23 protein-coding genes and 1 tRNA gene are annotated in these 24369 nt (G+C 64.7%); 11 read left to right on the forward strand and 13 right to left on the reverse strand.

Annotation, left to right across the window (positions count from 1 at the left end; genetic code table 11):
* Window positions 1-51 precede the first annotated feature (51 nt).
* The gene (locus F8237_RS32250) at window positions 52-279 is read right to left on the reverse strand and encodes a hypothetical protein (protein ID WP_151650111.1); all 228 of its coding nucleotides are present in this window, start codon (window positions 277-279) and stop codon (window positions 52-54) included.
* Between the two features lie 278 nt (window positions 280-557).
* On the opposite strand from F8237_RS32250, the gene F8237_RS32255 reads away from it, so the two are divergent.
* From F8237_RS32255 to F8237_RS32265, 3 genes are all read left to right on the forward strand, one after another.
* Window positions 558-1280, forward strand: a complete 723-nt coding sequence (locus F8237_RS32255; RefSeq protein WP_162006308.1) for an outer membrane protein — start codon at window positions 558-560, stop codon at window positions 1278-1280.
* A 190-nt stretch (window positions 1281-1470) separates the two neighbouring features.
* The gene (locus tag F8237_RS32260) at window positions 1471-2568 is read left to right on the forward strand and encodes an AI-2E family transporter (protein WP_151650113.1); all 1098 of its coding nucleotides are present in this window, start codon (window positions 1471-1473) and stop codon (window positions 2566-2568) included.
* 144 nt (window positions 2569-2712) lie between these two features.
* Window positions 2713-3105, forward strand: coding sequence for an NUDIX hydrolase (locus F8237_RS32265; protein WP_041748298.1), 393 nt, complete (start codon window positions 2713-2715; stop codon window positions 3103-3105).
* A gap of 48 nt (window positions 3106-3153) precedes the next feature.
* Here F8237_RS32265 and F8237_RS32270 read toward each other — a convergent pair whose 3' ends face one another.
* The 3 genes from F8237_RS32270 to F8237_RS36530 all read right to left on the reverse strand — a co-directional run bounded on the left by F8237_RS32270 (window position 3154) and on the right by F8237_RS36530 (window position 4287).
* Window positions 3154-3438: a hypothetical protein gene (locus F8237_RS32270; RefSeq protein WP_151650115.1), complete on the reverse strand. Its 285-nt coding sequence runs from the start codon at window positions 3436-3438 to the stop codon at window positions 3154-3156.
* 170 nt (window positions 3439-3608) lie between these two features.
* Window positions 3609-3848 (reverse strand): hypothetical protein, encoded by a 240-nt coding sequence (locus F8237_RS32275; protein ID WP_151650116.1) that lies wholly within the window; start codon window positions 3846-3848, stop codon window positions 3609-3611.
* A gap of 268 nt (window positions 3849-4116) precedes the next feature.
* Window positions 4117-4287 carry a hypothetical protein gene (locus F8237_RS36530; RefSeq protein WP_167527501.1) on the reverse strand — a complete coding sequence of 57 codons (171 nt, stop codon included), beginning with the start codon at window positions 4285-4287 and terminating at the stop codon, window positions 4117-4119.
* A gap of 273 nt (window positions 4288-4560) precedes the next feature.
* Between F8237_RS36530 and F8237_RS32280 the strand changes: the two genes are divergently transcribed.
* Window positions 4561-5241: a hypothetical protein gene (locus F8237_RS32280; RefSeq protein ID WP_162006309.1), complete on the forward strand. Its 681-nt coding sequence runs from the start codon at window positions 4561-4563 to the stop codon at window positions 5239-5241.
* Window positions 5242-5248: 7 nt separating this feature from the next.
* Here the strand turns inward: F8237_RS32280 and F8237_RS32285 are convergent, their stop codons facing one another.
* Window positions 5249-5491, reverse strand: coding sequence for a hypothetical protein (locus tag F8237_RS32285; protein ID WP_151650118.1), 243 nt, complete (start codon window positions 5489-5491; stop codon window positions 5249-5251).
* A gap of 230 nt (window positions 5492-5721) precedes the next feature.
* Between F8237_RS32285 and F8237_RS32290 the strand changes: the two genes are divergently transcribed.
* A complete protein-coding gene (locus F8237_RS32290; RefSeq protein ID WP_151650119.1) occupies window positions 5722-6402 on the forward strand; it encodes a hypothetical protein in 681 nt (226 codons plus the stop codon).
* 710 nt (window positions 6403-7112) lie between these two features.
* Here the strand turns inward: F8237_RS32290 and F8237_RS32300 are convergent.
* From F8237_RS32300 to F8237_RS32310, 3 genes are all read right to left on the reverse strand, one after another.
* A tRNA-Lys gene (locus F8237_RS32300) sits at window positions 7113-7188 on the reverse strand.
* A 281-nt stretch (window positions 7189-7469) separates the two neighbouring features.
* Window positions 7470-10139: a glycosyltransferase gene (locus tag F8237_RS32305; RefSeq protein WP_151650121.1), complete on the reverse strand. Its 2670-nt coding sequence runs from the start codon at window positions 10137-10139 to the stop codon at window positions 7470-7472.
* Window positions 10140-10353: 214 nt separating this feature from the next.
* Window positions 10354-10947 carry a beta-1-3, beta-1-6-glucan biosynthesis protein gene (locus F8237_RS32310; RefSeq protein ID WP_151650122.1) on the reverse strand — a complete coding sequence of 198 codons (594 nt, stop codon included), beginning with the start codon at window positions 10945-10947 and terminating at the stop codon, window positions 10354-10356.
* Between the two features lie 264 nt (window positions 10948-11211).
* On the opposite strand from F8237_RS32310, the gene F8237_RS32315 reads away from it, so the two are divergent.
* Complete coding sequence (locus F8237_RS32315; protein WP_244626032.1) at window positions 11212-12837, forward strand: glycoside hydrolase family 17 protein; 1626 nt, start codon at window positions 11212-11214, stop codon at window positions 12835-12837.
* Here F8237_RS32315 and F8237_RS32320 read toward each other — a convergent pair.
* The 3 genes from F8237_RS32320 to F8237_RS32330 form a co-directional block, all read right to left on the reverse strand.
* Window positions 12797-13177 (reverse strand): hypothetical protein, encoded by a 381-nt coding sequence (locus F8237_RS32320; protein ID WP_151650124.1) that lies wholly within the window; start codon window positions 13175-13177, stop codon window positions 12797-12799. The genes F8237_RS32315 and F8237_RS32320 overlap by 41 nt on opposite strands.
* A 107-nt stretch (window positions 13178-13284) precedes the next feature.
* On the reverse strand, window positions 13285-13833 hold the full coding sequence (locus F8237_RS32325) for a hypothetical protein (RefSeq protein ID WP_151650125.1): 549 nt from the start codon (window positions 13831-13833) through the stop codon (window positions 13285-13287).
* A gap of 42 nt (window positions 13834-13875) precedes the next feature.
* The gene (locus tag F8237_RS32330) at window positions 13876-15240 is read right to left on the reverse strand and encodes a hypothetical protein (RefSeq protein WP_151650126.1); all 1365 of its coding nucleotides are present in this window, start codon (window positions 15238-15240) and stop codon (window positions 13876-13878) included.
* 170 nt (window positions 15241-15410) lie between these two features.
* On the opposite strand from F8237_RS32330, the gene glmU reads away from it, so the two are divergent.
* On the forward strand, window positions 15411-16766 hold the full coding sequence (gene glmU, locus F8237_RS32335; protein ID WP_151650127.1) for a bifunctional UDP-N-acetylglucosamine diphosphorylase/glucosamine-1-phosphate N-acetyltransferase GlmU: 1356 nt from the start codon (window positions 15411-15413) through the stop codon (window positions 16764-16766).
* A gap of 240 nt (window positions 16767-17006) precedes the next feature.
* Here the strand turns inward: glmU and F8237_RS32340 are convergent, their stop codons facing one another.
* Window positions 17007-17231, reverse strand: a complete 225-nt coding sequence (locus tag F8237_RS32340; RefSeq protein WP_151650128.1) for a hypothetical protein — start codon at window positions 17229-17231, stop codon at window positions 17007-17009.
* Between the two features lie 219 nt (window positions 17232-17450).
* Here F8237_RS32340 and glmS point away from each other — a divergent pair, with 219 nt between their 5' ends.
* From glmS to panE, 4 genes are all read left to right on the forward strand, one after another.
* Window positions 17451-19277 carry a glutamine--fructose-6-phosphate transaminase (isomerizing) gene (gene glmS, locus F8237_RS32345; RefSeq protein WP_151650129.1) on the forward strand — a complete coding sequence of 609 codons (1827 nt, stop codon included), beginning with the start codon at window positions 17451-17453 and terminating at the stop codon, window positions 19275-19277.
* Between the two features lie 89 nt (window positions 19278-19366).
* Window positions 19367-20137 carry a DUF502 domain-containing protein gene (locus F8237_RS32350; RefSeq protein WP_151650130.1) on the forward strand — a complete coding sequence of 257 codons (771 nt, stop codon included), beginning with the start codon at window positions 19367-19369 and terminating at the stop codon, window positions 20135-20137.
* Between the two features lie 106 nt (window positions 20138-20243).
* Entirely contained in the window at window positions 20244-21101 is an 858-nt protein-coding gene (locus F8237_RS32355) for an NAD(P)-dependent oxidoreductase (protein WP_151650131.1), read from the forward strand.
* A 207-nt stretch (window positions 21102-21308) separates the two neighbouring features.
* A complete protein-coding gene (gene panE / locus F8237_RS32360; protein WP_151650132.1) occupies window positions 21309-22238 on the forward strand; it encodes a 2-dehydropantoate 2-reductase in 930 nt (309 codons plus the stop codon).
* On the opposite strand, the gene recG is transcribed toward panE, so the two are convergent.
* Complete coding sequence (recG, locus tag F8237_RS32365) at window positions 22235-24343, reverse strand: ATP-dependent DNA helicase RecG (protein WP_151650133.1); 2109 nt, start codon at window positions 24341-24343, stop codon at window positions 22235-22237. The genes panE and recG overlap by 4 nt on opposite strands.
* Window positions 24344-24369 lie beyond the last annotated feature (26 nt).

Here is a 24369-nt window from a genome sequence, read left to right on the forward strand (position 1 = left end):
CCTCGGCCGGGACTTTTTTCTTTTGCGTCCGGCGATGCGGTCCGCAGAAGCCTACCACTGCACACCGGACCATCGCCGTCCGAACACAGGCGGCTTGGTCTTCACCGCTGTCCAGCCGAAGAAGTGATGCTTGCCGGACCAGGCGTGCACCTCGCCGCTGCAGATGCTGCATTTGAAGCTGCCGGTGTGCAGCTCGCTGTGCTCTTCCCGTGTCGCAGTGTAGTTCATGCCGCAACCGGTGCAGGTGAATTCTTCGGTCGTCCAGATGCTGTTGGCCATTGCACATCAGTGTTTTTGAAGACTTGGCGGGAAGTGCTTGGCGCAAAGCGTAGGTGCGGGGCTTTGCATCGGCGTAAACCGGCCTCGCGAAATCCGGTTAATCGCCGTTAGTCAAACCGGACTCCGGTTGCGGCATTGCTGAATTATCCCGGCTCTTGCGAGCGCCCATCAGTCCAGATCGCGCCGCCGACCGGTCCAAGCGCAAGCTAGATCGCGCAGCTAGATTTCACCCGTTGCCCCGGTCGGGCGGGGCGCAGATCAATGGGGGGGGAGAGGTCATGAGGAAGGAACTGGTTCTGGCGTCTGCGCTACTGTTGCTGGCGACGCCCGCATTTGCCGCTGACATCATCGCGCCCGCGCCGGTCAAGGCGCCGGTGGCAGCCCAGATCTTCAGCTGGACCGGCTTCTACATCGGCGCGCATGGCGGCGGCGCCTGGAGCAAATGGACCGGCATCGATCCGACCGATCCGACCTCGACCTGGAGCTCGGTCACGGCCAGCGGCGGCATCGTCGGCGGCCAGATCGGCGGCAATTATCAGGTCGGCAATTTTGTGGTTGGCCTCGAAGGCACCGGCGCCTGGTCCAGCGTCACGTTGAACGCCGGCGGCCCGTTCGGCGGCGGCGGCGCCGGCTTCAACCTGTCGCTCAAGAACGACTATATCGCCACGGTCGCGGGCCGCTTCGGCGTCGCCTTCGATCGCGTGCTGCTCTACACCAAGGGCGGCGCGGCCTTCACCCGGGACGAGTACAGCGCCAATAACGGCCTTGCCGGCCCGCTGGCCGGCTCCGCCTCGGGCAGCTTCAACCGCACCGGCTGGCTCGCCGGCGGCGGCGTGGAATGGATGTTCATGCCGAACTGGTCGGTGCGGGCCGAGTACAACTATCTCGGCTTCGGCGCGATCACCGAGCAGCCGGTGACGACAGGCAATCTGGCGGCGACGCCGGCCAATGTGAAGCTGAACATCCAGACCGGAACGGTCGGCGTGAACTATCATTTCTGAGCGAATGGAGCGCCATCGCTCGGCCTGCCGGGCGTATCCGCCCTGCGATGTTTGACGACGCGCCGGGCGGCGCGGCGGTCCGGTCGCTTGCGCCGGCGCGGGCCCCGTCGTCTTGACGCCGGATGCGGGGCTGGCAATAACGGCTGCCCGCGCAAGTGCCGGAACCCGCGTCAATGCCGCAAGGAAAGCCGTGGCCGTGAAAAGTCTCCGTCAGCTCCTGACGGGAGAGGACATCATCCAGCTCGTGATCCGGCTCGGCCTGCTGGCCCTGTTGATCATCTGGACCTTCCTGATCATCCGTCCGTTCGTGCCGATCCTGGCCTGGAGCGGCGTGCTCGCGGTGGCGTTCTACCCGGCCTTCAGCTGGGTCGCCAGGATGCTTGGCGGCCGGCCCAAGACTGCCGCCGCCATCCTCACCCTGATCACGCTCGGCATCGTCATTGGCCCCGCGACCTGGCTCGGCATCAGCGCCGTCGACGGTGTTCGGGAGCTGGCGCGTCAGCTCGGCACCGGCGACCTAGCGCTCCAGTCGGCGCCGGAGCAGCTCAAATCCTGGCCGGTCGTCGGGCCCTGGCTGTTCGACCTCTGGGAGCAGGCCTACGCCAACATCCGCGCGGTGCTGCGCGAGGTCGCCCCCTTTCTCCAGCCGCTGGCGGGACCGCTGTTGTCGCTGGCGGGCGATGCCAGCCTCGGAACGCTGCAGTTTCTCGTCTCGGTCTTCGTGGCCGGATTCCTGTTTCCGCACGGGCCCCGGCTGGTTGCGGCCAGTCGCGGTTTCCTGTTTCGCATCGTGCCCGAGCAGACCGAGCATTTCCTGGGACTTGCGGGCGCCACCATCCGCGCGGTGGCGCAGGGCGTAATCGGCGTCGCGATCGTGCAGGCGCTGCTGGCCGGCATCGGCTTCAAGCTCGCGGCGGTGCCGAGCGCGGGGCTTCTCGCCTTCATCGTGCTGCTGCTCTCGATCGTTCAGATCGGCGCCTTCCTGGTCCTGCTGCCGGTCATCATCTGGATCTGGACCGCCAAGGACGTCACCACGGCGCTGCTGCTCACGGTGTTTCTCGTCCTGGTCGGCTTCATCGACACCATGTTGAAGCCGCTGGTGATGGGGCGGGGCCTCACCACGCCGACCATCGTGATCTTCGTCGGCGTGATCGGCGGAACGCTCGCCCACGGCATCGTCGGCCTGTTCATCGGGCCTATCATCCTCTCGGTGGCCTGGGAGATGATGATGGCCTGGATCAGGACGGAGGACCGGGCGGGAGCGGGAAAGACGGCGGACGAAGGCTGATCCCGGCCTTGAAAGGCGCGATCTGCCCGCCATGTTCCGAAAAGTCCTCGCGGCCCGCGGCCTGTGGTCAACTGGCCCCCGTAACTTGTCTATTCGACTAGACAAGTTACGATGGGACGATTCTGTTTTCCATTTACGGCAGCAATGGCGAAGTCTTCCAAGCTGGTTGCTGCGAAACGCGGCAAGGTATTGTTGGTCAGGCGGCGGTCGGACGGCCTTTGGATGTTCCCGGGCGGCCGCAAACGCGCGCGCGAGTCCGACAAGGACTGCCTGCGACGGGAGATCAAGGAGGAACTGCCCAAGCTGAAGCTCGGGAGGATCAGCCTCTGGAAGGAAGTGAAGGCCAGGAACAAGCGCTCCGGCCGCAAAATGAGCGACGCGATCTTCATCGCCAAGGGCGCCAAGGGCAGGCTTGCGATCGGCGACAAGAACGAGATCGACCGCGCCGCCTGGCAGAAGCCGCGCGGTATCCGTTTGACGCCGACCTCGCGCTATATCCGCGATCGTCTGTTTCCGCGGAAGTCACGCAGCCGGTGAACGGGGCGGTCGTTGACTGGCGGGTAGCTCTGGCGAACAAGCCGCGCCCTACTCGGATCGGCCCGCCGTTCGCCTGCGGCCCTCGGACGAGCGCGATGTCGCGGTCGGCGCCTCCGGAGCAAGGCGTCTCGCGGCCTGGGCCTGGCGCAGCTCCTTGCGGACCTTGCGTGCGTCGCGCATCGCGCGCTTGATGAAGGGATGTTGCGAGTCCTCGGCGAAGAACAGCACCACTTCGCAACCCGGACATTGCCTCGAATAGCCGTCCTGCAATCGTCCGGCGCGATCACGAAACACGCCCTTGCAGCGCGTGCACTGAATCTGGACGGAACTCATCGGACAACAATGATCAATGGAAATGGATCGTCAGGTGAGCCCAAATGTCTGAAGAAAGATTGAATGGTCAGGTGACCTGACCGGTCTCGCGACCGCACGTCATCGCCCCACGCCTGATAGGCCGCAGGCATCGTGCGCCGGTGTTGATCCGACCGCAGCTTAGGCCTGAACTATTGCTTGGCCGCGATCGTATCCAGGCAATGGTTGAGATAGTCGGTGCGATCGCGCGGCAGCACCTTCTCGAGATCCGCCTTCAGCGCGCATTCGCGCTGGCGGATCTGCTCGGCCCGCCGCTTCTCGGCCGCCTCCCGAAATTCGGGAGCGACCTTGTTGGGATCGACCAGCGGCTGTGCGCGGGCAGGGGCGATTGCAAGCAGCGCGATAGCGGCGATGAAAATGACTGGTCTCAAATGAGCCTCCGTAAAAAGGCTCATGCTAGCGCGCTGCGTTCGATCTCACAAACTGGTCAGGAGTTCTGCACGTTGGCGGTCATTGGCGCTGCCGTGTGAAGCAGTTCACAAACGTCCGGCCCGATCGCTGCTATCAACGTGCCATTGCTTGACCAGCCGATATTTCACCAATCGATATTTATCGATCGATATTTCGAAAACGCCCCAGCGCTCCACCAAGCGCTGGGGTTTTTCACGCCGGTTGTCGGAAGGCCCGGAGCGTGCGCGGTTAAGCGGCTTGCTCCTCGAACGACGTGTAGACTTGGCCACCGGGATCAACGACTTGAACGTCCCAGCATCCGTCCTCGACAAGCTCCCTGGCTTTCTTGAGGGCGGCGGCGAGTGTCGGCCGCTTGAGGCTGACGACTCCAGCCGTGTCGAAACCACTGATTTCAAACATGCCGTTCCTCCTGATTTTCGTGAATCCTACACTTTCTGCAGGCGTTGTCTGCAGCTTTGTAGCGCTTCGAAGCAGGTTGCCCATGACTCATTCCGTCGCACAGACTCCGTATTCGGCCGGGGTGGCCGGGCATGACGGGCGGCCACGTCGCTAACGTGGAATTAAGCCGAAAAGCCCACAATTCTGGATAGTTGTACGTAAGTGGGTGCTGCGTAGAGGGAGCGTCGCGAGGACGTTTCGGCGTCGGCTTCCTTTTGCTCTCATTTGAGGTCAATGCCCGTGACCACGACATCCGAAGCGCAAGGCCTGGTGGAACAGTTCGACCCCGCCGCACTCGCACTCGCACTCGCAGCCGCAGCTGCAGCACCCGACCATGCAATTCCGGAAGCATCGGAACCGATCAAGCGGTCCAGCCGGAAATCGATCCTGGCGCTTTCGGTGTGTGCCCTGGCCATCAATGGCTCGGCGGCCGTCTACACGTTGCCGTCCGATTTTTCGTCGCTGAATGTCGGCAGTCTGGCTGAAATGCTTCCGCGCCTGGAAGCCTCCGTGCCAAAGCCGGATCCGGTTGCCGCTGCCTTGAAGGACATTCAGTCCGCCCAGCAGCAGCACACGGCTTCGCTGCAGGAGAACAACCAGGCATTGCAGCAAAATGCGGCCCTGCTGCAGCAGGATTCGATGGTGCTGCTGTCGCTGCGGCAGAGCATCACCGACGAACGGGTCGACGTGAGGAAGATATCTTCGCAATTGTCCACGCTCATCGCGAAGGTGGACTCGCTGCAAAATGCAATGCTGTCGGACGTCACCTCCTCCATCCGGCGAGCGAACGCGCGCTACGGACTGTCCGCGGCGATGCGCAAACGGATGGTCCGGCAGTCGAAATCCGTCGGGCCCGTTTCGGTTGGTGGCGCTCCTTTGAGCATGCCGGCCACGGTTTCAGCCCCGGAAAGCTGAAGACGGCTCACTTTGAGGCTTGATCGATCTTGCGCCCCAGATGCCCTGTGTCGTGATCGCGGCGCAACTGGCTGAGCGACGTCTCGTTCAATTGAGCCAGGACTTCACTGAGCTGTTTCGCATCCGGATACCCGGCTGCAAACCCCTTGCCGTAGATCTTGCGCAGCGTGCCGACCAGCGTGTTGCCGTGCTTCTTGCCGATCGTGCCATCCTTGTCGCGGTGGCGGCCGTCCAGGCCCCGTTCCTTCATGTCTCTCTCCCTGAGCTGCGTCTCACGCGCCGGCACAGCGTGCGCCCATTGGAGTTGATTGGCAACGGCGTGGCGCGCGGGAGTTGAGGGGCCCTCGATGGGGCTGGATTGAGCGCAATTTCTAATTGTTTTCAAGTGTGTCTGCTTGTATCTGAAGTTTCATCGGATAGAGGTATATGCGCAGTTTCTTCAGATCCATTCCCCAGCTTCGAAGGCTTCGATACCGCGCCATGCGGCTAAAGCGTGGCGCCCGAGGCGAGGCTGACGAGACAAACATCCTCCGCGACCTCGTCGCAAAGACTGGTGCGCCGAAGACATTCATCGAGTTCGGCTTTCATCCGGTCAAGTTCAACTGTGCGGCCTTTGCCTACAGCCCGGATTGGCAGGGTCTTCTCATCGACGGCTCGGCCGAGCAGGTCGAAGACGCGAAGGTGTTGCTTCCGAGCCGTATCGATATCCGGAATGCCTTTCTTTCGTTGGACAACCTTGATTTCATCCGGACCAGGTTCGAGCGCGTCGGCGTTCTCTCCATCGATGTCGACGGTAACGACTATTGGTTTCTGGAGCGATTGATCGACATCGAACCATCGATCATTTCGATCGAATACAATGCAAGCTTTGGACAGGCATCGGTCACCGTCCCGTACGATCCGACCTTTGTGCGCCACGAGAAGCATCCGACGGGCTGGTACCATGGCACGTCGCTGGCTGCGGTTGCCAAGCTCTGCCGGCGTTCGGGCTACGGGCTGGCGGAGGTCTCCTCCTACGGGGCCAACGCGTTCTTCACGAAATCGGGCAATCTCGATCCGGCAACCGCCTGGAAGCCCAATCGCGATCGCGACGAATGGTCCGGCACCACGGCCGCGCAGCAATGGGACGCGATCAAGTCGCTGCCCCTCGTGACTGTCTGAGGGATTTCGTTCCCGCCCCGGTGCTGAAGGTCTTCGGTTGACGGCCAGTTGGTGAGCGCGCTGGGGCTCGATACGATTTCTCGCCGAACTTTTACGCGTCATGGGCCCGCCGGTTCACGCTGGCGGGCCTACCATGTTGGTTGATTTCGCCCTGCGGTTGGATGCCCGCAATACTTGCTGGGGGGAACGTTTTAATGCGCGTGGTCGCGATCTTGGTGCTTAGCTTGTCTTTGGGCGGATGCCTCACCGGCGAACAGCTTATTGCGGAGCGCAATGCCAAAGACGATCAAAAATGCCAGAGCTATGGCGCTCGGCCTGGCACTGATTCCTACGTGAATTGCCGTGCTCAGCTGGATAGCGCGCGCACGACGGCGAGAGCCATTGACGGTGCGACCCCGGCCCAAACGACCGTAGTGGTGCGGTCCTCCGATGTGCCGACGCCTATGCCTTCGACGGTCCCCGGACAGCGCTGTACGTCGCGCGGGTCTTTTTGCTAACAGACCAACTCGACCTGGTCAGCCCAGTCGCGGCAGATTTGCTCCATGTCTTGATGGCCTCGCGCGCGGTTCTGGCGCGCCCAGAGCTCGCGCGCGGCGACACCGATCAATATGCCCAGCACCAACCCATTGAGCGCGATCGTCAGGTGTGCTCGCCGAATTTTAGGCTTCGTTTCCGGCGTCTATATTCTGGTTTAAGTCTTTGATTTGGCTTGGTGAGCGCGCTGGGGCTCGAACCCAGGACCCCGTGATTAAAAGTCACGTGCTCTACCGGCTGAGCTACGCGCTCCCATGGCCGCTGATGGCTTTGCGATCGATCGCCATCGTCTTCGGACATTCGAGAAGCATGTCTTGCCGCTGCGCTCAATTTGCGTCGCGGGGAAAACCGGCTGTTTCCGGATCATGCTTTCGGCCCGCGCTGTGTAGGGGGATGGGGCGCTGAGGTCAATAGCAGGGGCGGCTGCCGAAACTCGCGGCAGGGGCGGGGAATCGCTCGTGCTATCCGCAGCTTAAGCGCGGATTTTCAACCCGGTTGACGGGCCGTCATCCACGCCGAACTGCTCATCCCCGTCACTTCGCCTCGCGCCGGACCTCGCTCGGCACCGGCTGCACGGTGCCGACAGGGGTCGGCAGCGCGACCGGGCGCAGGCCGATCAGCTCGGCGGTGCGGATCGCGCTGTCGCGCCAGAACTGGAACGAGTTGATGCGGCTGAGCTCGAGGATGGCGATCGCCACCGCCGCCAGGAACGGCAGGCTCTGCAGCACCAGGACGCCGGCGAAGATGTAGATCTCGGTGATCTGCCGGAAACTGTTGGAGGCGATCAGGACGCCGGCGCCGATCAGCAGCAGCGCGCCGATCACGGCCTCCCAGAATGCCTGGAACTCGATCGACATGCTGGACAGGCCGCCCTTGGAGGTGCGCGCGAACGCGATGTGCTCGGTGATGAGGCCCTGCGCCACCGCGCGCGACACCGTCCACTGCACGCTCATCGCGGCGATCATGGCGCCCAGCATCTGGCCGGGTTTGATCGCGACGCGCGCGCGATACATCGACAGGAAGTGCGCGAGCGAGACGATGAAGGCGCCGATGATCGGCAGCGTCAGGATCTTGTCGGGGATGGCGATGTCGGCGAAGGCGACGATCGGCACCCAGATGAGATTGAGCAGCGCCACGACCACGCCGAGGCTTTCGGCGCCCAGCCAGTTCAGCCAGCCGAGGCCGTATTCGTGCTTCTGGTTCGGCGTCAGCCGGCTCTTGCCCGGCAGGAAGTGGCGCCAGTGCTTCTTGACGATCTGCAGGCCGCCATAGGCCCAGCGGTGACGCTGCTTCTTGAAGGCCTCGTAGGTGTCGGGGAGCAGACCCTGGCCGTAACGGTGGTTGGTGTAATGGGTGGTCCAGCCGAGCTCCTGGATCGCCAGGCCGAGATCGCTGTCCTCGCAGATGGTGTCGCTCGACCAGCCGCCGGCCATGTCCATCGCGGCGCGGCGGATCAGGCACATCGTGCCGTGCACGATGATGGCGTTGACCTCGTTGCGCTGGACCATGCCGATGTCGAAGAAGCCGGCATATTCGCCGTTCATGATGTAGTGCATGATCGACAAATCGCCGTCGCGATGCTCCTGCGGCGCCTGCACGAGGCCGACGCTTGGATCGGCGAAAGCCGGCACCAGGTCCTTCAGCCAGTCGGGATCGACGACATAGTCGGCATCGAGGATGCCGATGATCTCGGCATCGACGGCGGTGCGGTCCATCGCGATGCGCAGCGCGCCGGCCTTGAAGCCCTGCACCTTCTCGGCGTTGATGAACTTGAAGCGTTCACCGAGCGCGCGGCAATGATCCTGGATCGGTTGCCAGAAGGCGGGATCCGGCGTGTTGTTGATGATGACGACGCATTCGTAGTTCGGATAGTTCAGCCGCGACAGCGCATCGAGCGTCTGCTTCAGCATCTCGACCGGCTCGAAATAGGCGGGGATGTGGATCGAGACCTTCGGGCAGTAATTCTCCGGCACGTTCGCGATCGGCTTGTCCTTGGTGAGCAGCCGCTGCGGCGGCCGGCCGAAGGCGACCGCTGCGATCTCGTCGATCCGCGCCATCGCGATGAGGACGAGCGGAACGAGCAGGATCATGCCGAGCGTCAGCGCGAAGGCCGAGCCGAAGATGAAGTAGTGACCGTTCCAGAACGCGAACACGGTGGCGGCCCAGGCGCCGACGCCGTTGGCGGTGGCCGATAGCAGGAACGCCTGTCGCGCGGTCGGCTGCTCGATCCGCAGGATCGGCAGCGACAGGAGAACGCCCACCAGAAGCGCGATCGTCATCAGCTTCCAGTAATCGGGATTCTCCACTGGGCCGGTCCAGGCGAATTTTGGCTCGCGGCTGGCGTTGAGAATGCCCCAATACGGGCCGACGCCGCCCTCGAAGAACTTCCAGGGCTGATCGATCGCTTCGACGATGTTGTATTCCATGCCGATGCCTTCGGCGCGGCTGACGAAATTGCGCAGGGTCAGCGCCTGCTGGAACGGGCCGGGGTCGGCGTTGCGCAGATTGTAGCCCTGGCTCGGCCAGCCGAACTCGGCGATCACGATGCGCTTGCCGGGGAACAGGTTGCGCAGCAGGTTGTAGCGGTCGACGGCTTGGTCGACGGCCTGGTCCGAGCGGAAGTTTTCCCAGTAGGGCAGCACGTGGGCGGCGATGAAGTCGACGTTGGAGGCAAGGTCAGGATTGTCGCGCCAGATGTTCCAGATCTCGCCGGTCGTGACGGGCACGCGCACCGAGCCCTTGACCTTCTTGATCATCTCGATGAGGTCTTCGACCTTCTGCTCGCCGCGATAGATCACCTCGTTGCCGACGACGACGCCGTTGACGTTGCTGTTCTTGCGGGCAAGCTCGATCGCGGCCTTGATCTCGCGCTCGTTGCGGTCCTTGTCCTTGTCGATCCAGGCGCCGACGGTGACCTTGAGGCCGAACTCGGCCGCGATCGGCGGCACCAGCTCCACGCCGCCGGTCGACGAATAGAGGCGGATCGCGCGCGTCATCGTCGACAGCGTCTTCAAATCGGCGCGGATTTTCTCGACGGTCGGAATGTTGTCGATATCGGGGTGGGCCGAGCCCTCGAACGGCGCGTAGGAGACACTGGGCAGCAAGCCCTTGAAGTCCGGCGCGGGTTCCTTGTCACGCAAGACTCCCCACAGCCCAGCGTGGAGCGCGGTCACGAGCAGCAGAACGGCGGCGACAACGCGCATCGCGGCTAAACCAAAAGGGGCTGAGGTGGCAGGGAAGCGGATCCGACCCCGAGATCCGACCGAGTCCGCGGCAAATGGAGCATACCTCTGCCGCGCGGTTTCACAACTGTCATGGCCTCATGACGGTATGAGGGCATGTCTTTCTGCAAACGCGCGGCAGTGCCAACCAAAGATATCGCCGATCATTCCTGAACGGCGGCTGAAACGATCGCGGCTATTTTGGGGGCGCCGGTGTCGGGCTCGCCGCGGGCGAGGGGCTGGCGGCCGGCTGCGGCTGTGCGCTGCCTGACGTCGGCGCTGCCGGCTGGGAAGCTGCGGCCGCCGCCTGCTGCGGCTGGGACGCCGGGTTGATCCAGCAAGCGTGCACGCGGCTGTCCAGGGTCTCGGCGACCTTGGGATCGATCTGGCCACCGAAGCGGGTCAGGCAGCGAAAGACCGCCTGGATGTGACCGCCGGGGCAGCCGAAGCGGTCGTAGAGGTCGAGATGGCGGAACGCGGTATCGAGGTCGTCACGCCACATCAGCCGCACCACGCGCCGGCCGAGCCAGACGCATTCGGGATTGCCGGCCGGGCCGTTGATGACCTGGGCGGCTTCGGCGAACTCGTCGGTGCGGCGCTGGTTCTGGGCGGCGTCCTTGGCGGCGGCGTCGGCGGGCTGGGCGGCGGCCTTGCCCTGGTCGGGGGCAGGCGTACCGCTCTGGGCGGAAGCGCCGCCGAGACTGACCATCATGACCAGCGAGGAGGCGGCCAAGGTGGCGGCGAACTGCCGCAGGACCGCATTTCGTAACTGACGCACCCGTTGCCGCATGAATTCCCCAATATCTCCGCTGACCGCCCGCGCGTCAGGATCCCGCGGACGCGCCGGTGATGACGTCCAAATGGGTCTCCAATGGGGCGGAAAAGTCCCGCAAAATCCCATGACCTGTATTTCGAATTTTGTCCAGCAAAGTCACGATCCTAGGCCTCGGTCGAACGGCCGCAGCCGAATTCACTGGGGGAGGAGCGGATCGGTCGCCCGTTACCCCCTTGGCAGATGGCGTGTGAGCAGGTAATCGACGGCGCTCCGCGGAGGATGGAACCGATTTCACTTCGTACGCCACTGGCGCTTCTGCTCGTCTCACTGGGCGCGATTGCGGCCGCGTGGTGGTGGCTTGCCACACCGATCACGCTCGCGCGCGCGCCCATCGATCCCAGCGACAAGGTTCAATGCGTCTCCTATGCGCCGTTCCGCGGCGAGCAGTCGCCGCTCAACGCATGGACCCATATCGAGGCCGACCAGATCGAGCAGGATCTGCGCCAGTTGAAGGAGATCACCGACTGCGTCCGCACCTATTCGATGGAAAACGGGCTCGACCAGGTGCCTGCGATCGCGGCGAGGATCGGCGGGCTGAAGGTGCTCCAGGGCATCTGGCTCTCCAGCAACCGCAGCAAGAATTTTGAGCAGGCCGCGCTCGCGGTCCGCCTCTCCAAGGATTTCCCCGGCGTCGTCACCAGCATCATCGTCGGCAACGAGGTGCTGCTGCGCGGCGAGATGACGACGGCGGATCTCGTCTCCATCATCCGCTCGGTGAAGGCGCAGGTCAGCGTGCCCGTCACTTACGCCGACGTCTGGGAGTTCTGGCTGCGGAATCGCGAGGTCTATGACGCCGTCGATTTCGTCACGATCCACATCCTTCCCTATTGGGAGGATTTTCCGGTAAAGGCGAAATTTGCAGCAAGCCACGTCGAGGCGATCCGCGAGCGGATGGCGGTGGCCTTCCCCGGCAAGGAGATCCTGATCGGTGAGACCGGCTGGCCGAGCGAGGGACGCATGCGCGAGGGGGCGCTGCCGTCGCGCGCCAACCAGGCCCGCGTCGTCTCGGAAATCCTGAGCCTGGCGAAAGCGCAGAAGTTCCGCGTCAATCTGATCGAGTCCTACGACCAGCCCTGGAAGCGCAAGCTGGAAGGCACGGTCGGCGGCTATTGGGGCCTCTACGACTCGGTTCGCCGCAACCTGAAATATCCGCCGGGCCAGCCGATCAGCAATTTTCCATACTGGAAATGGTACATGGGCGCCGGCATGGGCCTGTGCGTGCTGGTGTTCGCGGTCGCGGGCCTGACGCTGCGTCGGCGGCCCTGGACGCCGCGCTTCTCGGCCTGGCTCGGTGTCGCCATCTCGGCGACGTCAGCGGGCATCCTGCTCGGGGTCGGCGCCGACAAGATGTACTATGAGAGCTACGGCTGGGCGGGCTGGCTGCATTGGGGCGCGCTGCTGCTCGCCGGCATCCTGTCGCCGATCTTCTGCGCGCAGGCTATGGTGATCGGCCGCAGCCTTCCGACCTTCCTCGATCTGCTCGGGCCGCGCGAGGGCCGCAAATGGTCGAAGCTGACCGCCGTGCTCGGCTTGACGCTGGCGGTGACAGCGGTGATCGCGGCGCAGACCGCGCTCGCCTTCGTGTTCGACCCGCGCTACCACGACTTCCCCTACGCCTCGCTGACGATGGCGGTGGTGCCGTTTGCGCTGCTGATGCTGAACCGGCCGCAGATCGGCCAGCGTCCGATCGCGGAGTCCGTATTCGCCGGGGTGCTGGCGCTGTCGGCTGTCTATGTGTTCTTCAACGAGGGCCGCGACAACTGGCAGTCGCTGTGGACCTGCGCGATCTATCTCTTGTTCGCGCTCACGCTGTGGCGGGCGCGGGCCGAGCAAATCCAAGAATGAACAGGCCGATCGCAAGGCCCGCCAGCACCACGTTGTAGAGCACGATGCCGAGGCCGGCAGCGATGATACCGACGGTGAGCAGCACGATCGACGGCCGCATCAGGTTGAGCGTCGCCGCCACCAGTGCGACGATGCCGAACACCGAATTCTTGAACAGCACCGTCGAGACCGCGCGCGCCTTGCAGATCAGCGTCTGCAGGCCGGCGTCGCAGGCGAGCCCGACCGTCGACAGTTCGATCCCGAGATAACGCAAGTAAAGCGCATAGCCGACGGAGGCGAAGCCGACGACGATCAGGAACTGGACCTGGTAGGGCGTGAGGCGGAATGGCTTTTTTGTCATGGCCGCAATATGGTCGGGATGGCGCGGAGGGGCAACAGGGCAGGTGGATTTTTCTGTCCAGCCGGCCGCGCACGCATCGTTGTTTCCGCCGGCCGATCCGAACGACGCTAATTGGCGAACGCGTTGCCGTCTTGCACCGAGCATGACGCCGGCCCGGCCGACACGGATTCAAACTCGAGCATCTTGCCGGTCAGCACCTCGGCGCTGCATGACGAACCGCCGTCGAACGTGATGCGGATTCTGCGGCCGAGACCGTGATTGTTGCCGGTCGAGATCAGCGTGTTGCCCTGGAAGGTCACGGCACCGGCGCCGTCGGCGCCGCTTCCCGCGTCGCCGACGCGGTCCTTCGACCCGGAGGCACGTCCGGACGCTGTCGTGGAGGTCAAGCGTTTGAACAGCTGGCCTTTGGAGCTGACATAGACGGTGAACGACAGCGGGATGGAGACCGATTTGAAGGCGCCTTCGCCCTGCACGCGCTGGCTTCTCGCTTCGTTCCAGCTGACGCTCAACGTCTTGCCGTAGAAACTTTGCGGAGCGGCTTGCGCGCTGCAGGCAAAGGCCATCCCGGCAACGGCAATGAGAGAATTCAGGCCACGCATTGAAGGTAATTCCTTCTCAAATGGACGACTCGCAAATTGCAGCTCGCAGAGATCCAAGAGGGTCTGCGATCGATCGTTCCGCCTTCTCGCCGTTCTTCGCTACCGCCTGAAGAACGACGACAACGTCGATCCCGCCGACGCCGTCTCAGGCTTTGCGGGCGCAGGCTGTGGGGCCGCTGGCGCAGGCGCGGGCTCTTCGCGCTTCGATGAGCGCTTGGAAGAATAGCTGCGGCGGCGCTTGTCCGGTTTGGCGGTGGGGGCGAGCGCCGGTGCGGTCTCGGCTTGCGGCGCCGAGTCTGGGTTCTTCTCGGCGTTCTTGTCCTGAACCCTGTCCTGCGTCTTCTCCTGTCCCTTTTCCTGGCCGCGCAGCGACAGGCGCTGGCCGTCGAATACGGTGGTCTCGCAGTGACGGTCGTTCTCGGCAAGGCCCGCGCAGAGCTTTGCGGCCGCGGCGGCGTTGACGAGCGGGCCGGCCCCCAGGCGCAGCTGCATGCCGAGGCCGGTGGTGCCTTCCTTGATCATGATGATCGGCCGCAGCGCGGCAATCTCCGGATTCGATTTGCTCAGGCCGCGCCACAGCGCACGCAGGCCGTCGATCGAATTGGCGCCGCCGAGATCGATCGCAAAGCGCGTCTGCTGGACGGCGATCGCCGGAGACTCGGTCTCGGCGGCTTCGGGCGGCTTGGCTGCTGCTGCCGCGACTTCGGTCGGGGTGGGCGCCGGCTCGGGCTTCTTCTCGGTCGACTTCTCGGTTGTCTCGGGCTGAACCAGTCTGGACGCGGCGGGATCAGGCGGCGCCATCATCGACTTGGACGGCACCAGCGGCAGCATCGGCAGCGCCGACGTCGTTGCCGGCGCCTGCGATACGAGCGAAGCGGCGGAAGCGGTTTGCGGCGGCGGGCCCGACGGCTCCTTGGCCGAATCCTTCACAGCGTCCTTTGCCGGTTCCTTCGCCTGGTCCTTTGACGCGCGCGGCTTGTCGGTGGATGGCGCCGGCATCGAGGCGACCGGTGCGACGCTGGGCGCCGCGGGCGGTGTCTGCGCATCAGCTGCCGGTGTGTCCTGCGGCTTCGCACCCTGCCTGGCGATGGCGCCGGTGACGGAATCGAGCCCTTGCTCCAGCACGGTGACGCGCGAATAGAGCCGGTCGCGATCGGTGTTCAGGGTCTCGATGGCGGAGGCGAGGCGGCGGGCCTCGTTCTGGCTTTCCTTGGTCAGCAACTGCAGCCGGTCGGCCTGGCGCGCGAGATCGGCGGCCGCGATCTGGTCGCGGTGCCAGCCGAGCTGGGCCTGGTTGGACATGACCGCGACGGTGATCGCGACGATGGCGGCAAAGCCCCACGAGCCCAGCCGCCACATCGTGCGGCGGTCGAACTCGTTTTCCTCGGCCAAGAGTCCGGAGAACAGCCCGCCGGTCTCCTTGTCGCCGAAGGCGTCCGCCAATGGGTCGGAATCCTTTGCCATGAACGTTAAGTGCCCAGCCCCGAACAGCTTCCCCGAATCAATCAGGGAACATTAACAGGAAAAGCGTGTCGCACTTGAACTCCGGGCGTTTGCGGGGGTAGCAAGGCAGGCAGCTCATGACGCCGCTGGCCCCGCCGCCCATTGATTCGGCCGCATCTGACAGGATTTCGATGACCGTCCGCTCCAGCCTCACGATCGTGCTCGCCGCCGGTGAAGGCACGCGCATGCGCTCCCAACTGCCGAAAGTGCTGCATCCGGTCGCGCACCAGACGCTGCTCGCGCACGTGCTCGCCGCAGCACCGAAGGGAACCGGCACCTCGCTCGCCGTCGTGATCGGCCCCGACCACCAGGCGGTCGCGGACGAGGCGAGGCGCATCCGGCCGGACGCGCTGACCTTCGTGCAGAGCGAGCGCCTCGGCACCGCGCATGCGGTGCTGGCGGCGCGCGAGGCCATCGCGCGCGGCGTCGATGATCTGCTGATCGCGTTCGGCGACACGCCGCTGATCTCGGCCGAGACCTTTGCGCGGCTGCGCGTGCCGCTCGCCGGAGGTGCTGCGATTGCCGCGCTCGGCTTTCGTGCCGCCGATCCCACCGGCTATGGCCGTTTCATCGTCGAGGGCGACCGCCTGGTCGCGATCCGCGAGCAGGCCGACGCCAGCGAAGCGGAGCGCAAGATCGATCTGTGCAACGCCGGCGTCATGGCGATCGACGGCCGCCGCGCGCTGGCGATCCTCGACAAGATCGGCAATGCCAATTCCAAGGGCGAATATTATCTGACGGATGCGGTTGGCATCGTCCGCGAACAGGGATGGGAGTCCGTGGTGATCGAGACCGGCGAGGACGAGGTACGCGGCATCAACACCAAGGCGCAGCTCGCCGAGGCGGAAGGCGTGATGCAGGCGCGGCTGCGCAAGGCTGCGATGGAATCCGGTGTGACGCTGATCGCGCCCGAGACGGTTTACCTGTCCGCCGACACGGTGTTCGGCAAGGACGTGACGATCGAGCCGTTCGTGGTGATCGGCCCGGGCGTGTCGATCGCCGACGGCACCGTGATCCATTCCTTCTCGCACATCGTGCAGACCACGCTCGGCAAGAACGTCTCGATCGGACCATATGCTCGCTTAAGGCCCGGCACCTCGCTCGGCGACGGCGCGCGGATCGGCAATTTCGTGGAGACCAAGGCGGCGACACTGGAGGCCGGCGTCAAGGTCAACCATCTCTCCTACATCGGCGATGCCACGATCGGCGCCAATTCCAACATCGGCGCCGGCACCATCACCTGCAACTACGACGGCTTCAAGAAGCACAAGACCATCATCGGGCAGGGCGCCTTCGTCGGCACCAATTCCTCGCTGGTGGCGCCCGTGACGATCGGCAACGGCGCCTATATCGGCTCCGGTTCGGTGATTACGCGCGACGTGCCAGACGACGCGATGGCGCTGGAGCGCAACCAGCAGACCATCCGGGAAGGCGGCGCCGCGCGCTATCGCGAACTGAAGACGGGCGGCAAGAAGCCGGAGAAATAAGCGGTCGAGTCCCAGCCATTCCTCCGTATCGCTAGGGTTGCGCGCTCGTGGACCAAGACACCTATATATTCGACGTCTTTGTCCAACACGTCATTGCGCCGCCGGGACGATGGGTGCTGGAACAGATCGGCGTACGCCATCCGCAAGACCACGCGCTGGCATCTTTGGTGATCGGAATAGCATTCTGGGCCTTCGTTGTCGTCCTGGGGGTTGCTCTGGTGCTTGGGTGGTGAGCTTTCACTAGTCGTCGTCGGCGACGTCCGAGAACATCGCACGATTCAGACGCCAGCCGCGCGGCCTGGCGCGCTTTGCCGGCTCGCCGGCAGCCTGCGTGACGAGGACGGGCTTGCTGTCCTTGCCGCGCTCCATGGCGCGCTGAGGCGGCGGCCAATGCGCCAGGTGCGTGCCGGTGGTTTCGCTGGTGTGCATCGATGACAGACCTTTGCGGTCGGACGAGCTTTTCATGGCCTTCTCTCCTCGACACGGAAGGGTTGGCCAAATTTGTTGACAAGACGTTAATGCGTGCGGTCTAAGGCCTGCCAGTTCGACGCAGGCGAAGCACTGGCCGCCCGATGCTGTCTCAATCAGCAATAATTATTGAGTATCTGGTTCCTTACGAACTTCGCTAAAAACCGAGCGCGTCGTTTAGGCGATTTTTCGACGATTTGGGGGATATTGATCCGCATGTGCGGGATTGTCGGCATTCTCGGGCGCCAGCCGGTTGCAGAGCAATTGGTGGATTCGCTCAAACGTCTTGAATATCGCGGCTATGACTCCGCGGGCGTCGCCACGCTCGAGGGCAAGCATCTCGAGCGCCGACGCGCCGAGGGCAAGCTGAAGAATCTGGAGAAGCGGCTCGAAGCCGAGCCGCTCAAGGGCACGACCGGCATCGGTCACACCCGCTGGGCCACCCACGGCAAGCCGACCGTCAACAACGCCCATCCGCATGCGACCGAGCGTGTCGCCGTGGTCCACAACGGCATCATCGAGAATTTCCGCGAGCTGCGCGAGGAGCTCGAGAAGAAGGGCACGGTCTTCCACACCCAGACCGACACCGAGATCGTGCTGCATCTCGTCGACGACCTGCTGAGGCGCGGCAACAAGCCGGTCGAAGCAGTCAAGCTGACGCTGGCGCGGCTGCGCGGCGCGTTCGCGCTGGGCTTCATCTTCGCGGGCGAGGACGATTTGATGATCGGCGCCCGCAACGGCCCGCCGCTCGCGATCGGTTACGGCGACGGCGAGATGTATCTCGGCTCCGACGCCATCGCGCTCGGCCCCTTCACCGACACGATCAGCTATCTCGAGGACGGCGACTGGGTGGTGCTGACCCACAAGAGCGCCACGATCTTCGACAAGGACGGCCACGCCGTCCAGCGCGAGAAGATCAAGCACGCCGCCTCGACCTCGCTGGTCGACAAGGCCAATTACCGCCACTTCATGGCCAAGGAAATCCACGAGCAGCCGGAAGTGGTCGGCCATACGCTGGCGCGCTATGTCGACATGGCGACCGAACGCGTCGCGCTGCCGGTCAAGCTGCCGTTCGACTTCAAGACCATCCAGCGCATCAACATCACCGCGTGCGGCACCGCGAGCTATGCCGGCTTCGTCGCAAAGTACTGGTTCGAGCGCTTTGCGCGCGTGCCGGTCGAGGTCGATGTCGCCTCCGAATTCCGCTATCGCGAGGCGCCCTTGCGCAAGGGCGATCTGGCCATCTTCATCTCGCAATCGGGCGAGACCGCCGACACGCTGGCCGCGCTGCGCTATGCCAAGGCCGAAGGCGTGCACACGATCGCCGTCGTCAACGTGCCGACCTCGACCATCGCGCGCGAGAGCGAGACCGTGCTGCAGACGCTGGCCGGCCCCGAGATCGGCGTTGCCTCGACCAAGGCCTTCACCTGCCAGCTCATGGTGCTGGCAAATCTCGCGATCGCGGCCGGCAAGGCCCGGGGCGAGCTGTCCGACGAGGACGAGACCAAGCTCGTTCATGGTCTCGTGGAGATTCCGCGCCTGATGTCGGATGCGCTGACCACCGAGCTGCAGATCGAGAAGCTGGCGCGCGAGATCGCGAAATCGCGCGACGTGCTCTATCTCGGTCGCGGCACCAGCTTCCCGCTGGCGCTCGAAGGCGCACTGAAGCTGAAGGAGATCTCCTACATCCACGCCGAGGGCTACGCCGCCGGCGAGCTCAAGCACGGCCCGATCGCGCTGATCGACGAGACCATGCCGGTCGTCGTGATCGCGCCCTACGACCGGGTGTTCGAAAAGACCGTCTCCAACATGCAGGAGGTCGCCGCGCGCGGCGGCAAGATCATCCTGATGACGGACGCCAAGGGCGCGGAGGAGGCGACGGTCGAATCCCTCGTCACCATCGTCATGCCCGACATGGCGGCGGCGTTCACGCCGATGGTCTACGCCGTCCCCGTGCAGCTGCTCGCCTACCATACGGCTGTCATCATGGGCACTGACGTCGACCAGCCGCGCAACCTCGCGAAATCGGTGACCGTGGAATAGGCAGAAGGGATCCGGCCGGAACGCTAGGTGGTCTTCCAAAACCTGCTAGAAGACCCTAGCTTGACTGCAGCGACCGACCTGGAACCCGAATGACCGCCCGCGACGACACGCCTGCGCCGCTTGATCCTGCGCCCGAACCGCATACCGGCCTGATCGGCCGCTTCCGTAACTATTTCCTGACCGGCCTCGTTGTCACCGGGCCGGTCGCGATCACCTTCTATCTGGTCTGGTGGTTCGTCACCTGGGTCGATGGTGTGGTGCGACCGTTCATTCCGCAGGCCTATCGGCCTGAAACCTATATGCCGTACGTCATTCCCGGCTGGGGACTGATTGTCGCATTCTTCACGCTGACGCTGGTCGGCTTTCTCGCGGCGAACCTGATCGGCCGAACGCTGGTCGATGTCGGCGAGACCTTCCTCGGCCGTATCCCGGCCGTGCGCGCCATCTACCGCGGCCTGAAGCAGGTGTTCGAGACGCTGTTCTCGGGCAAGGGCTCGAGCTTCCGCAAAGTCGGCCTGGTCGAGTTTCCCTCGCCCGGCATGTGGTCGATCGTGCTGATCTCGCAATCGCCGAACGAAGAGGTCGCGCGCAGCCTTCCGGGGCAGGAGGAGCACGTCTCCGTGTTCCTGCCGTGCTCGCCGAACCCGACCACGGGATTCTTCTTCTACGTGCCCAAGAGCAAGATCGTCGAGGTCGATATGAGCACCGAGGATGCCGCGACCCTGATCATGTCGGCCGGCGTGGTGCAGCCCGGCGCCGCGCCCGACCCGAAGAAGGCCGCCGCGCTCGCGGGCATGGCGAATGCCGCGCGAATCGCCAATGCGGCCGCGCTCCAGCCCCAGCCTGCGAAGGTGGAGTAGGGCCATTCCCGTTTCGGATGGCGGTCGGTCACGCGGGCGTTCGCATCCTCTGCTAGTGTTCCGGTTGACCTGAGCGCCTCGCTCGGAATTCGACTTGGAGTGCACGATGTCCAAAACCATTGCGATCCTCGCGCCCGGCGCCATGGGCAGCGCGGTGGCCCGCCGCCTCAGCGAGAATGGCGCGCGCGTGCTGACGTCGTTGAAGGGGCGCAGTGCAGCCACGCTGAAACGTGCCGCAGACGCCGGCATGATCGGCGCCGAGGACGACGCGATCGCGGATGCCGACATCATCCTTTCGATCGTGCCGCCGGGCGAGGCCGTGGCGCTGGCCGAGCGGCTGGCGGCGATGATCATCCGGCGCGAGAAGAAGCCGGTCGTGGTCGATTGCAACGCCGTCAATGTCGACACCGTGCAGCGGATCGAGGAGATCATCGGCTCGGCGCAGGCCCCGTTCGTCGATGGCGGGATCATCGGCTTCCCGCCGCAGCCCGGGGCTAAGAGCCCGGCGTTCTACCTGTCGGGCGAGCACGCCAGGGACGTTGCGGTGCTGAAGGATTTTGGCCTCGACGTTCGGATCGTCGAGGGACCGGTCGGCGCGGCCTCCGCGCTCAAGATGTCCTATGCCGGCATCGTCAAGGGCCTCGCCGGCATCGGCTCGGCCATGGTGGTCGCGGCAACGAAGGCGGGCGCGGCGGACGCGCTACGTGACGAGCTCGCGCTGAGCCAGCCGGCCGTTCTGGCCCGGCTCGAAGTGGCCCTGCCGGACATGATCCCGAAAGCCTATCGCTGGGTCGCGGAGATGCGGGAGATTTCCGGCTTCCTTGGACCCGATCATCCCGCCAGCCAGATCTACGAGGGATTTGCGCGCTGGTTCGAGCATCTCGCTGACGACGCGAAAGGTGAGGCGGCGGATACGGAGTTGATGAAGGCATTCGCGGCAGGTATCGCGCGGAAGAAGAGCTGACCCAAGCCCTGAATTCAAATCCAGTCGAGGGGAAGGGGGCAGCTTCTAAACAAGCTCTCTCCACGCGTCATTGCGAGCGCAGCGAAGCAATCCAGACTGTCTCCGTGGAAAGACTCTGCATTGCTTCGCTGCGCTCGCAATGACGGGGAGGAGACGTCGCGGGTACCATCTGTTATTGTTTCTGCTGAAGCCGGAATGGGAGTTCGAATGAGATTGCTCGTCATCGGCGCGGGAGCGCTGGGAGGATATTACGGCGCTCGCGTGGTCAGGGCCGGTGGCGACGTGACCTTCCTTGTTCGCGCGAAGCGCGCCGAGCAACTGCGCCGGGATGGACTGCAGGTCGTGAGCCCGCATGGCGACTTTGCCGTGCAGCCGAAACTCATCGTGGCTGACGATCTCAAGGAAGCGTTCGACGTCGTGCTCGTCGGCGTGAAGGCGTATTCGCTCGACGACGCCATGAGCCAGTTTGCGCCGGCCGTCGGGTCCAGCACGATGATCCTGCCGATCCTCAACGGGTTGAAACATATCGACGCCCTGACCGCGCGGTTCGGCGCGAGCCGCGTCCTCGGCGGGCTCGCGAATGTCAGTGCCGGGCTCGATGCGGAGGGGCGCGTCGTTCAATTCATGGCCAATCAGACCATTGTCTTCGGCGAGATCGATGGTTCGCTGAGCGAGCGGGCGCTCGCGCTGGAGACACTGCTCCACGTTCCCGGTATCGACGTGCGCGCCAGCGAAGCGATCATGCAGGACATGTGGGAGAAGTTCGTCCAGCTCTCGACGCTCGCCGGCATCACCTGCCTGATGCGCGCGAGCATCGGCGACATCCTGGCCGTGCCGAACGGCGAGCAGTCGATCTTCCGCCTGTTCGCGGAGTGCTGCGCCGTCGCGACGGCTTCGGGCTTTGAGCCGCGCGCGCCGTTCATCGAGTTTGACCGAAAACTCTTCACTACCCTGGACTCGCCGCTCAAGGCCTCGATGCTGCGCGATATCGAGCGCGGTTCGATCACGGAGGCGGAGCACATTCTCGGCGATATGGCCAACCGTGCCCGCACGCTCGGCATCGACACGCCGCTGCTGGATCTGGCCCGCGCGCATGTAGCAGCTTACGAAGTCGGGCGCCGAAGGGCAGCAGGCTAACCGGCGCCGATCAACGGGATCGCCTCGTCGCGCTCGTAGAGATACAGCAGGCAGCGCAGCGCCTCGCCGCGCTCGCCCTTGAGCTTCGGATCGTCCTTGAGGATGCGCAGCGCCTCGTCTCTCGCCTGGGTGATGAGCTGGCCGTGGACCTCCGGGCGCGCGATCCGGTAGCCGGGCAGGCCGCTCTGGCGCACGCCGAGCACGTCGCCTTCGCCGCGCAGCTTCAGATCCTCCTCGGCGATGCGAAAACCGTCGGTGGTTTCGCGGATCACCTTCAGCCGCGCCTTCGACATCTCGCCGAGCGGCTCGCTGTAGAGCAAGAGGCAGGTCGAGGCTTCCGAGCCGCGTCCGATCCGGCCGCGCAACTGATGCAGCTGGGCAAGGCCGAAGCGTTCGGCATTCTCGATCACCATGATGGTGGCGGCAGGCACGTCGACGCCGACCTCGACCACGGTGGTCGCGACCAGCAGGCCGATCTCGTGGGCGGCGAACTGGCCCATCACGCGGTCTTTCTCGGTGCCCTTCATCTGGCCGTGGACGAGGCCGACGCGATCGCCGAAACGCTGCTGCAGGCTCTCGAAGCGTTTTGTCGCGTTGGTGAGGTGCTCGGTGCCCTCGGCCTCGGATTCCTCGACCAGCGGGCAGATCCAGTAGACCAGTTTACCGGCCTCGAGCGCGCGGCCGATGCTGTCGGTGACCTCGCCGAGGCGGCTCATCGAAATGGTGCGGGTTTCGATCGGCTGACGGCCGGCGGGCTTTTCGCGCAGCTCGGAGATGTCCATGTCGCCGAAATAGGTCAGCACCAGCGTGCGCGGGATCGGGGTTGCGCTCAGCACCAGCACGTCGACCGCTTCGCCCTTGGACGTCAGCGCGAGGCGCTCGCGCACGCCGAAACGGTGCTGCTCGTCGACGATGGCGAGCGCGAGATCATGGAAGATCACATCGTCCTGGATCAGCGCGTGCGTGCCGACGAGCAGGTCGATCTCGCCTTCCGCCAGCTGCGCGATGATTTCGCGCCGCTCCTTGCCCTTTTCGCGGCCGGTGAGGATCGCGACCCGCATCCCCGCACGCTCGGCGAGCGGCGCGATGGTTTTGATGTGCTGGCGCGCCAGGATTTCGGTCGGCGCCATCAGTGCGGCCTGCTTGCCGACCTCCGTGACGGCGGCGGCAGCGAGCAGCGCGACCACGGTCTTGCCGGAGCCGACGTCGCCCTGGAGCAGCCGCAGCATCCGCACGGGCTGCTGCAGATCATTGGCGATCGCCGCGGCCGCTTCGCGCTGGGACAGCGTCAGCGCATAGGGCAGGGCGTCGATGATCTTGCTGCGGAGGTGCCCGTCGCCGGCGTTGCGCACGCCGGCCGGGCGGCGCAATTGCGCGCGGATCAACGCGAGCGCGAGCTGGCCGGCCAGCAGCTCGTCGAAGGCAAGGCGCGACCAGAATGGTTTCTCGGGCAGGATGTCCGTAAGCTCGATCGGCTGATGCACGCGATTGAGCGCTTCAGTGATCGGCGGGAAGCTGCAGCGGCGCATCACCTCCGGGCTGATCCACTCCGGCAAGGCCGGCAGCTTCTGCAGCGCCTGCGCGACCGCCCGGCGCAGCGAGCCGAGCGCGAGGCCTTCGGTCAGGGGATAGACCGGGTCGATGCCAGAGAGTTTCGAGATCGCCTCTTCGTCCAGCACGCGATCGGGATGCACGATCTGCGGGATGCCGTCATACATCTGCAGCGTCCCGGAGATGAAGCGCTTCTCTCCGACAGGCAGCAGCTTCTCGACATAGCCGGGCTTGGCGCGGAAGAACGTCAGCACGACGTCGCCGGTGTCGTCGCTGGCATGGACCAGATATGGCGCGCGCGCGTTGCGGGGCGGGGGCGGGCGTTGACGGTCGACGGTGACCTCCAGCGTCACCATGGTTCCCTGGACGGCGTCGCGAATCTTCGGCCGGGCCCGGCGGTCGATGACCTGGCTCGGCAGATGCAGCAGCAGATCGACCAGCCGCGGCGTCTCGTTGCGGCTGAGCAGGTACTGCAGCAGCTTGTCCTGCTTCGGACCGACGCCGGGCAGGCTGGTCACGGGAGCAAACAGCGGATTGAGCAGGCTGGGGCGCATCAGGTGAATCTAGGATCGTTTCGCCC

Origin of the sequence: Bradyrhizobium betae (assembly GCF_008932115.1) — a bacterium.
GTDB classification, from domain to species: domain Bacteria; phylum Pseudomonadota; class Alphaproteobacteria; order Rhizobiales; family Xanthobacteraceae; genus Bradyrhizobium; species Bradyrhizobium betae.

Excerpts from the sequence above, each read along its gene's own strand:
- panE (WP_151650132.1), top strand. The coding sequence starts at position 21,309 with ATGAGATTGCTCGTCATCGGCGCGGGAGCGCTGGGAGGATATTACGGC.
- F8237_RS32290 (WP_151650119.1), top strand. The coding sequence starts at position 5,722 with ATGCGGCTAAAGCGTGGCGCCCGAGGCGAGGCTGACGAGACAAACATC.
- recG (WP_151650133.1), bottom strand. The coding sequence starts at position 24,343 with ATGCGCCCCAGCCTGCTCAATCCGCTGTTTGCTCCCGTGACCAGCCTG.
- glmU (WP_151650127.1), top strand. The coding sequence starts at position 15,411 with ATGACCGTCCGCTCCAGCCTCACGATCGTGCTCGCCGCCGGTGAAGGC.
- F8237_RS32310 (WP_151650122.1), bottom strand. The coding sequence starts at position 10,947 with ATGCGGCAACGGGTGCGTCAGTTACGAAATGCGGTCCTGCGGCAGTTC.
- F8237_RS32305 (WP_151650121.1), bottom strand. The coding sequence starts at position 10,139 with ATGCGCGTTGTCGCCGCCGTTCTGCTGCTCGTGACCGCGCTCCACGCT.
- F8237_RS32330 (WP_151650126.1), bottom strand. The coding sequence starts at position 15,240 with ATGGCAAAGGATTCCGACCCATTGGCGGACGCCTTCGGCGACAAGGAG.
- F8237_RS32255 (WP_162006308.1), top strand. The coding sequence starts at position 558 with ATGAGGAAGGAACTGGTTCTGGCGTCTGCGCTACTGTTGCTGGCGACG.
- F8237_RS32340 (WP_151650128.1), bottom strand. The coding sequence starts at position 17,231 with ATGAAAAGCTCGTCCGACCGCAAAGGTCTGTCATCGATGCACACCAGC.
- F8237_RS32315 (WP_244626032.1), top strand. The coding sequence starts at position 11,212 with ATGGAACCGATTTCACTTCGTACGCCACTGGCGCTTCTGCTCGTCTCA.
- F8237_RS32265 (WP_041748298.1), top strand. The coding sequence starts at position 2,713 with ATGGCGAAGTCTTCCAAGCTGGTTGCTGCGAAACGCGGCAAGGTATTG.
- F8237_RS32270 (WP_151650115.1), bottom strand. The coding sequence starts at position 3,438 with ATGAGTTCCGTCCAGATTCAGTGCACGCGCTGCAAGGGCGTGTTTCGT.
- F8237_RS32320 (WP_151650124.1), bottom strand. The coding sequence starts at position 13,177 with ATGACAAAAAAGCCATTCCGCCTCACGCCCTACCAGGTCCAGTTCCTG.
- F8237_RS36530 (WP_167527501.1), bottom strand. The coding sequence starts at position 4,287 with ATGTTTGAAATCAGTGGTTTCGACACGGCTGGAGTCGTCAGCCTCAAG.
- glmS (WP_151650129.1), top strand. The coding sequence starts at position 17,451 with ATGTGCGGGATTGTCGGCATTCTCGGGCGCCAGCCGGTTGCAGAGCAA.
- F8237_RS32355 (WP_151650131.1), top strand. The coding sequence starts at position 20,244 with ATGTCCAAAACCATTGCGATCCTCGCGCCCGGCGCCATGGGCAGCGCG.
- F8237_RS32250 (WP_151650111.1), bottom strand. The coding sequence starts at position 279 with ATGGCCAACAGCATCTGGACGACCGAAGAATTCACCTGCACCGGTTGC.
- F8237_RS32285 (WP_151650118.1), bottom strand. The coding sequence starts at position 5,491 with ATGAAGGAACGGGGCCTGGACGGCCGCCACCGCGACAAGGATGGCACG.
- F8237_RS32280 (WP_162006309.1), top strand. The coding sequence starts at position 4,561 with ATGCCCGTGACCACGACATCCGAAGCGCAAGGCCTGGTGGAACAGTTC.
- F8237_RS32350 (WP_151650130.1), top strand. The coding sequence starts at position 19,367 with ATGACCGCCCGCGACGACACGCCTGCGCCGCTTGATCCTGCGCCCGAA.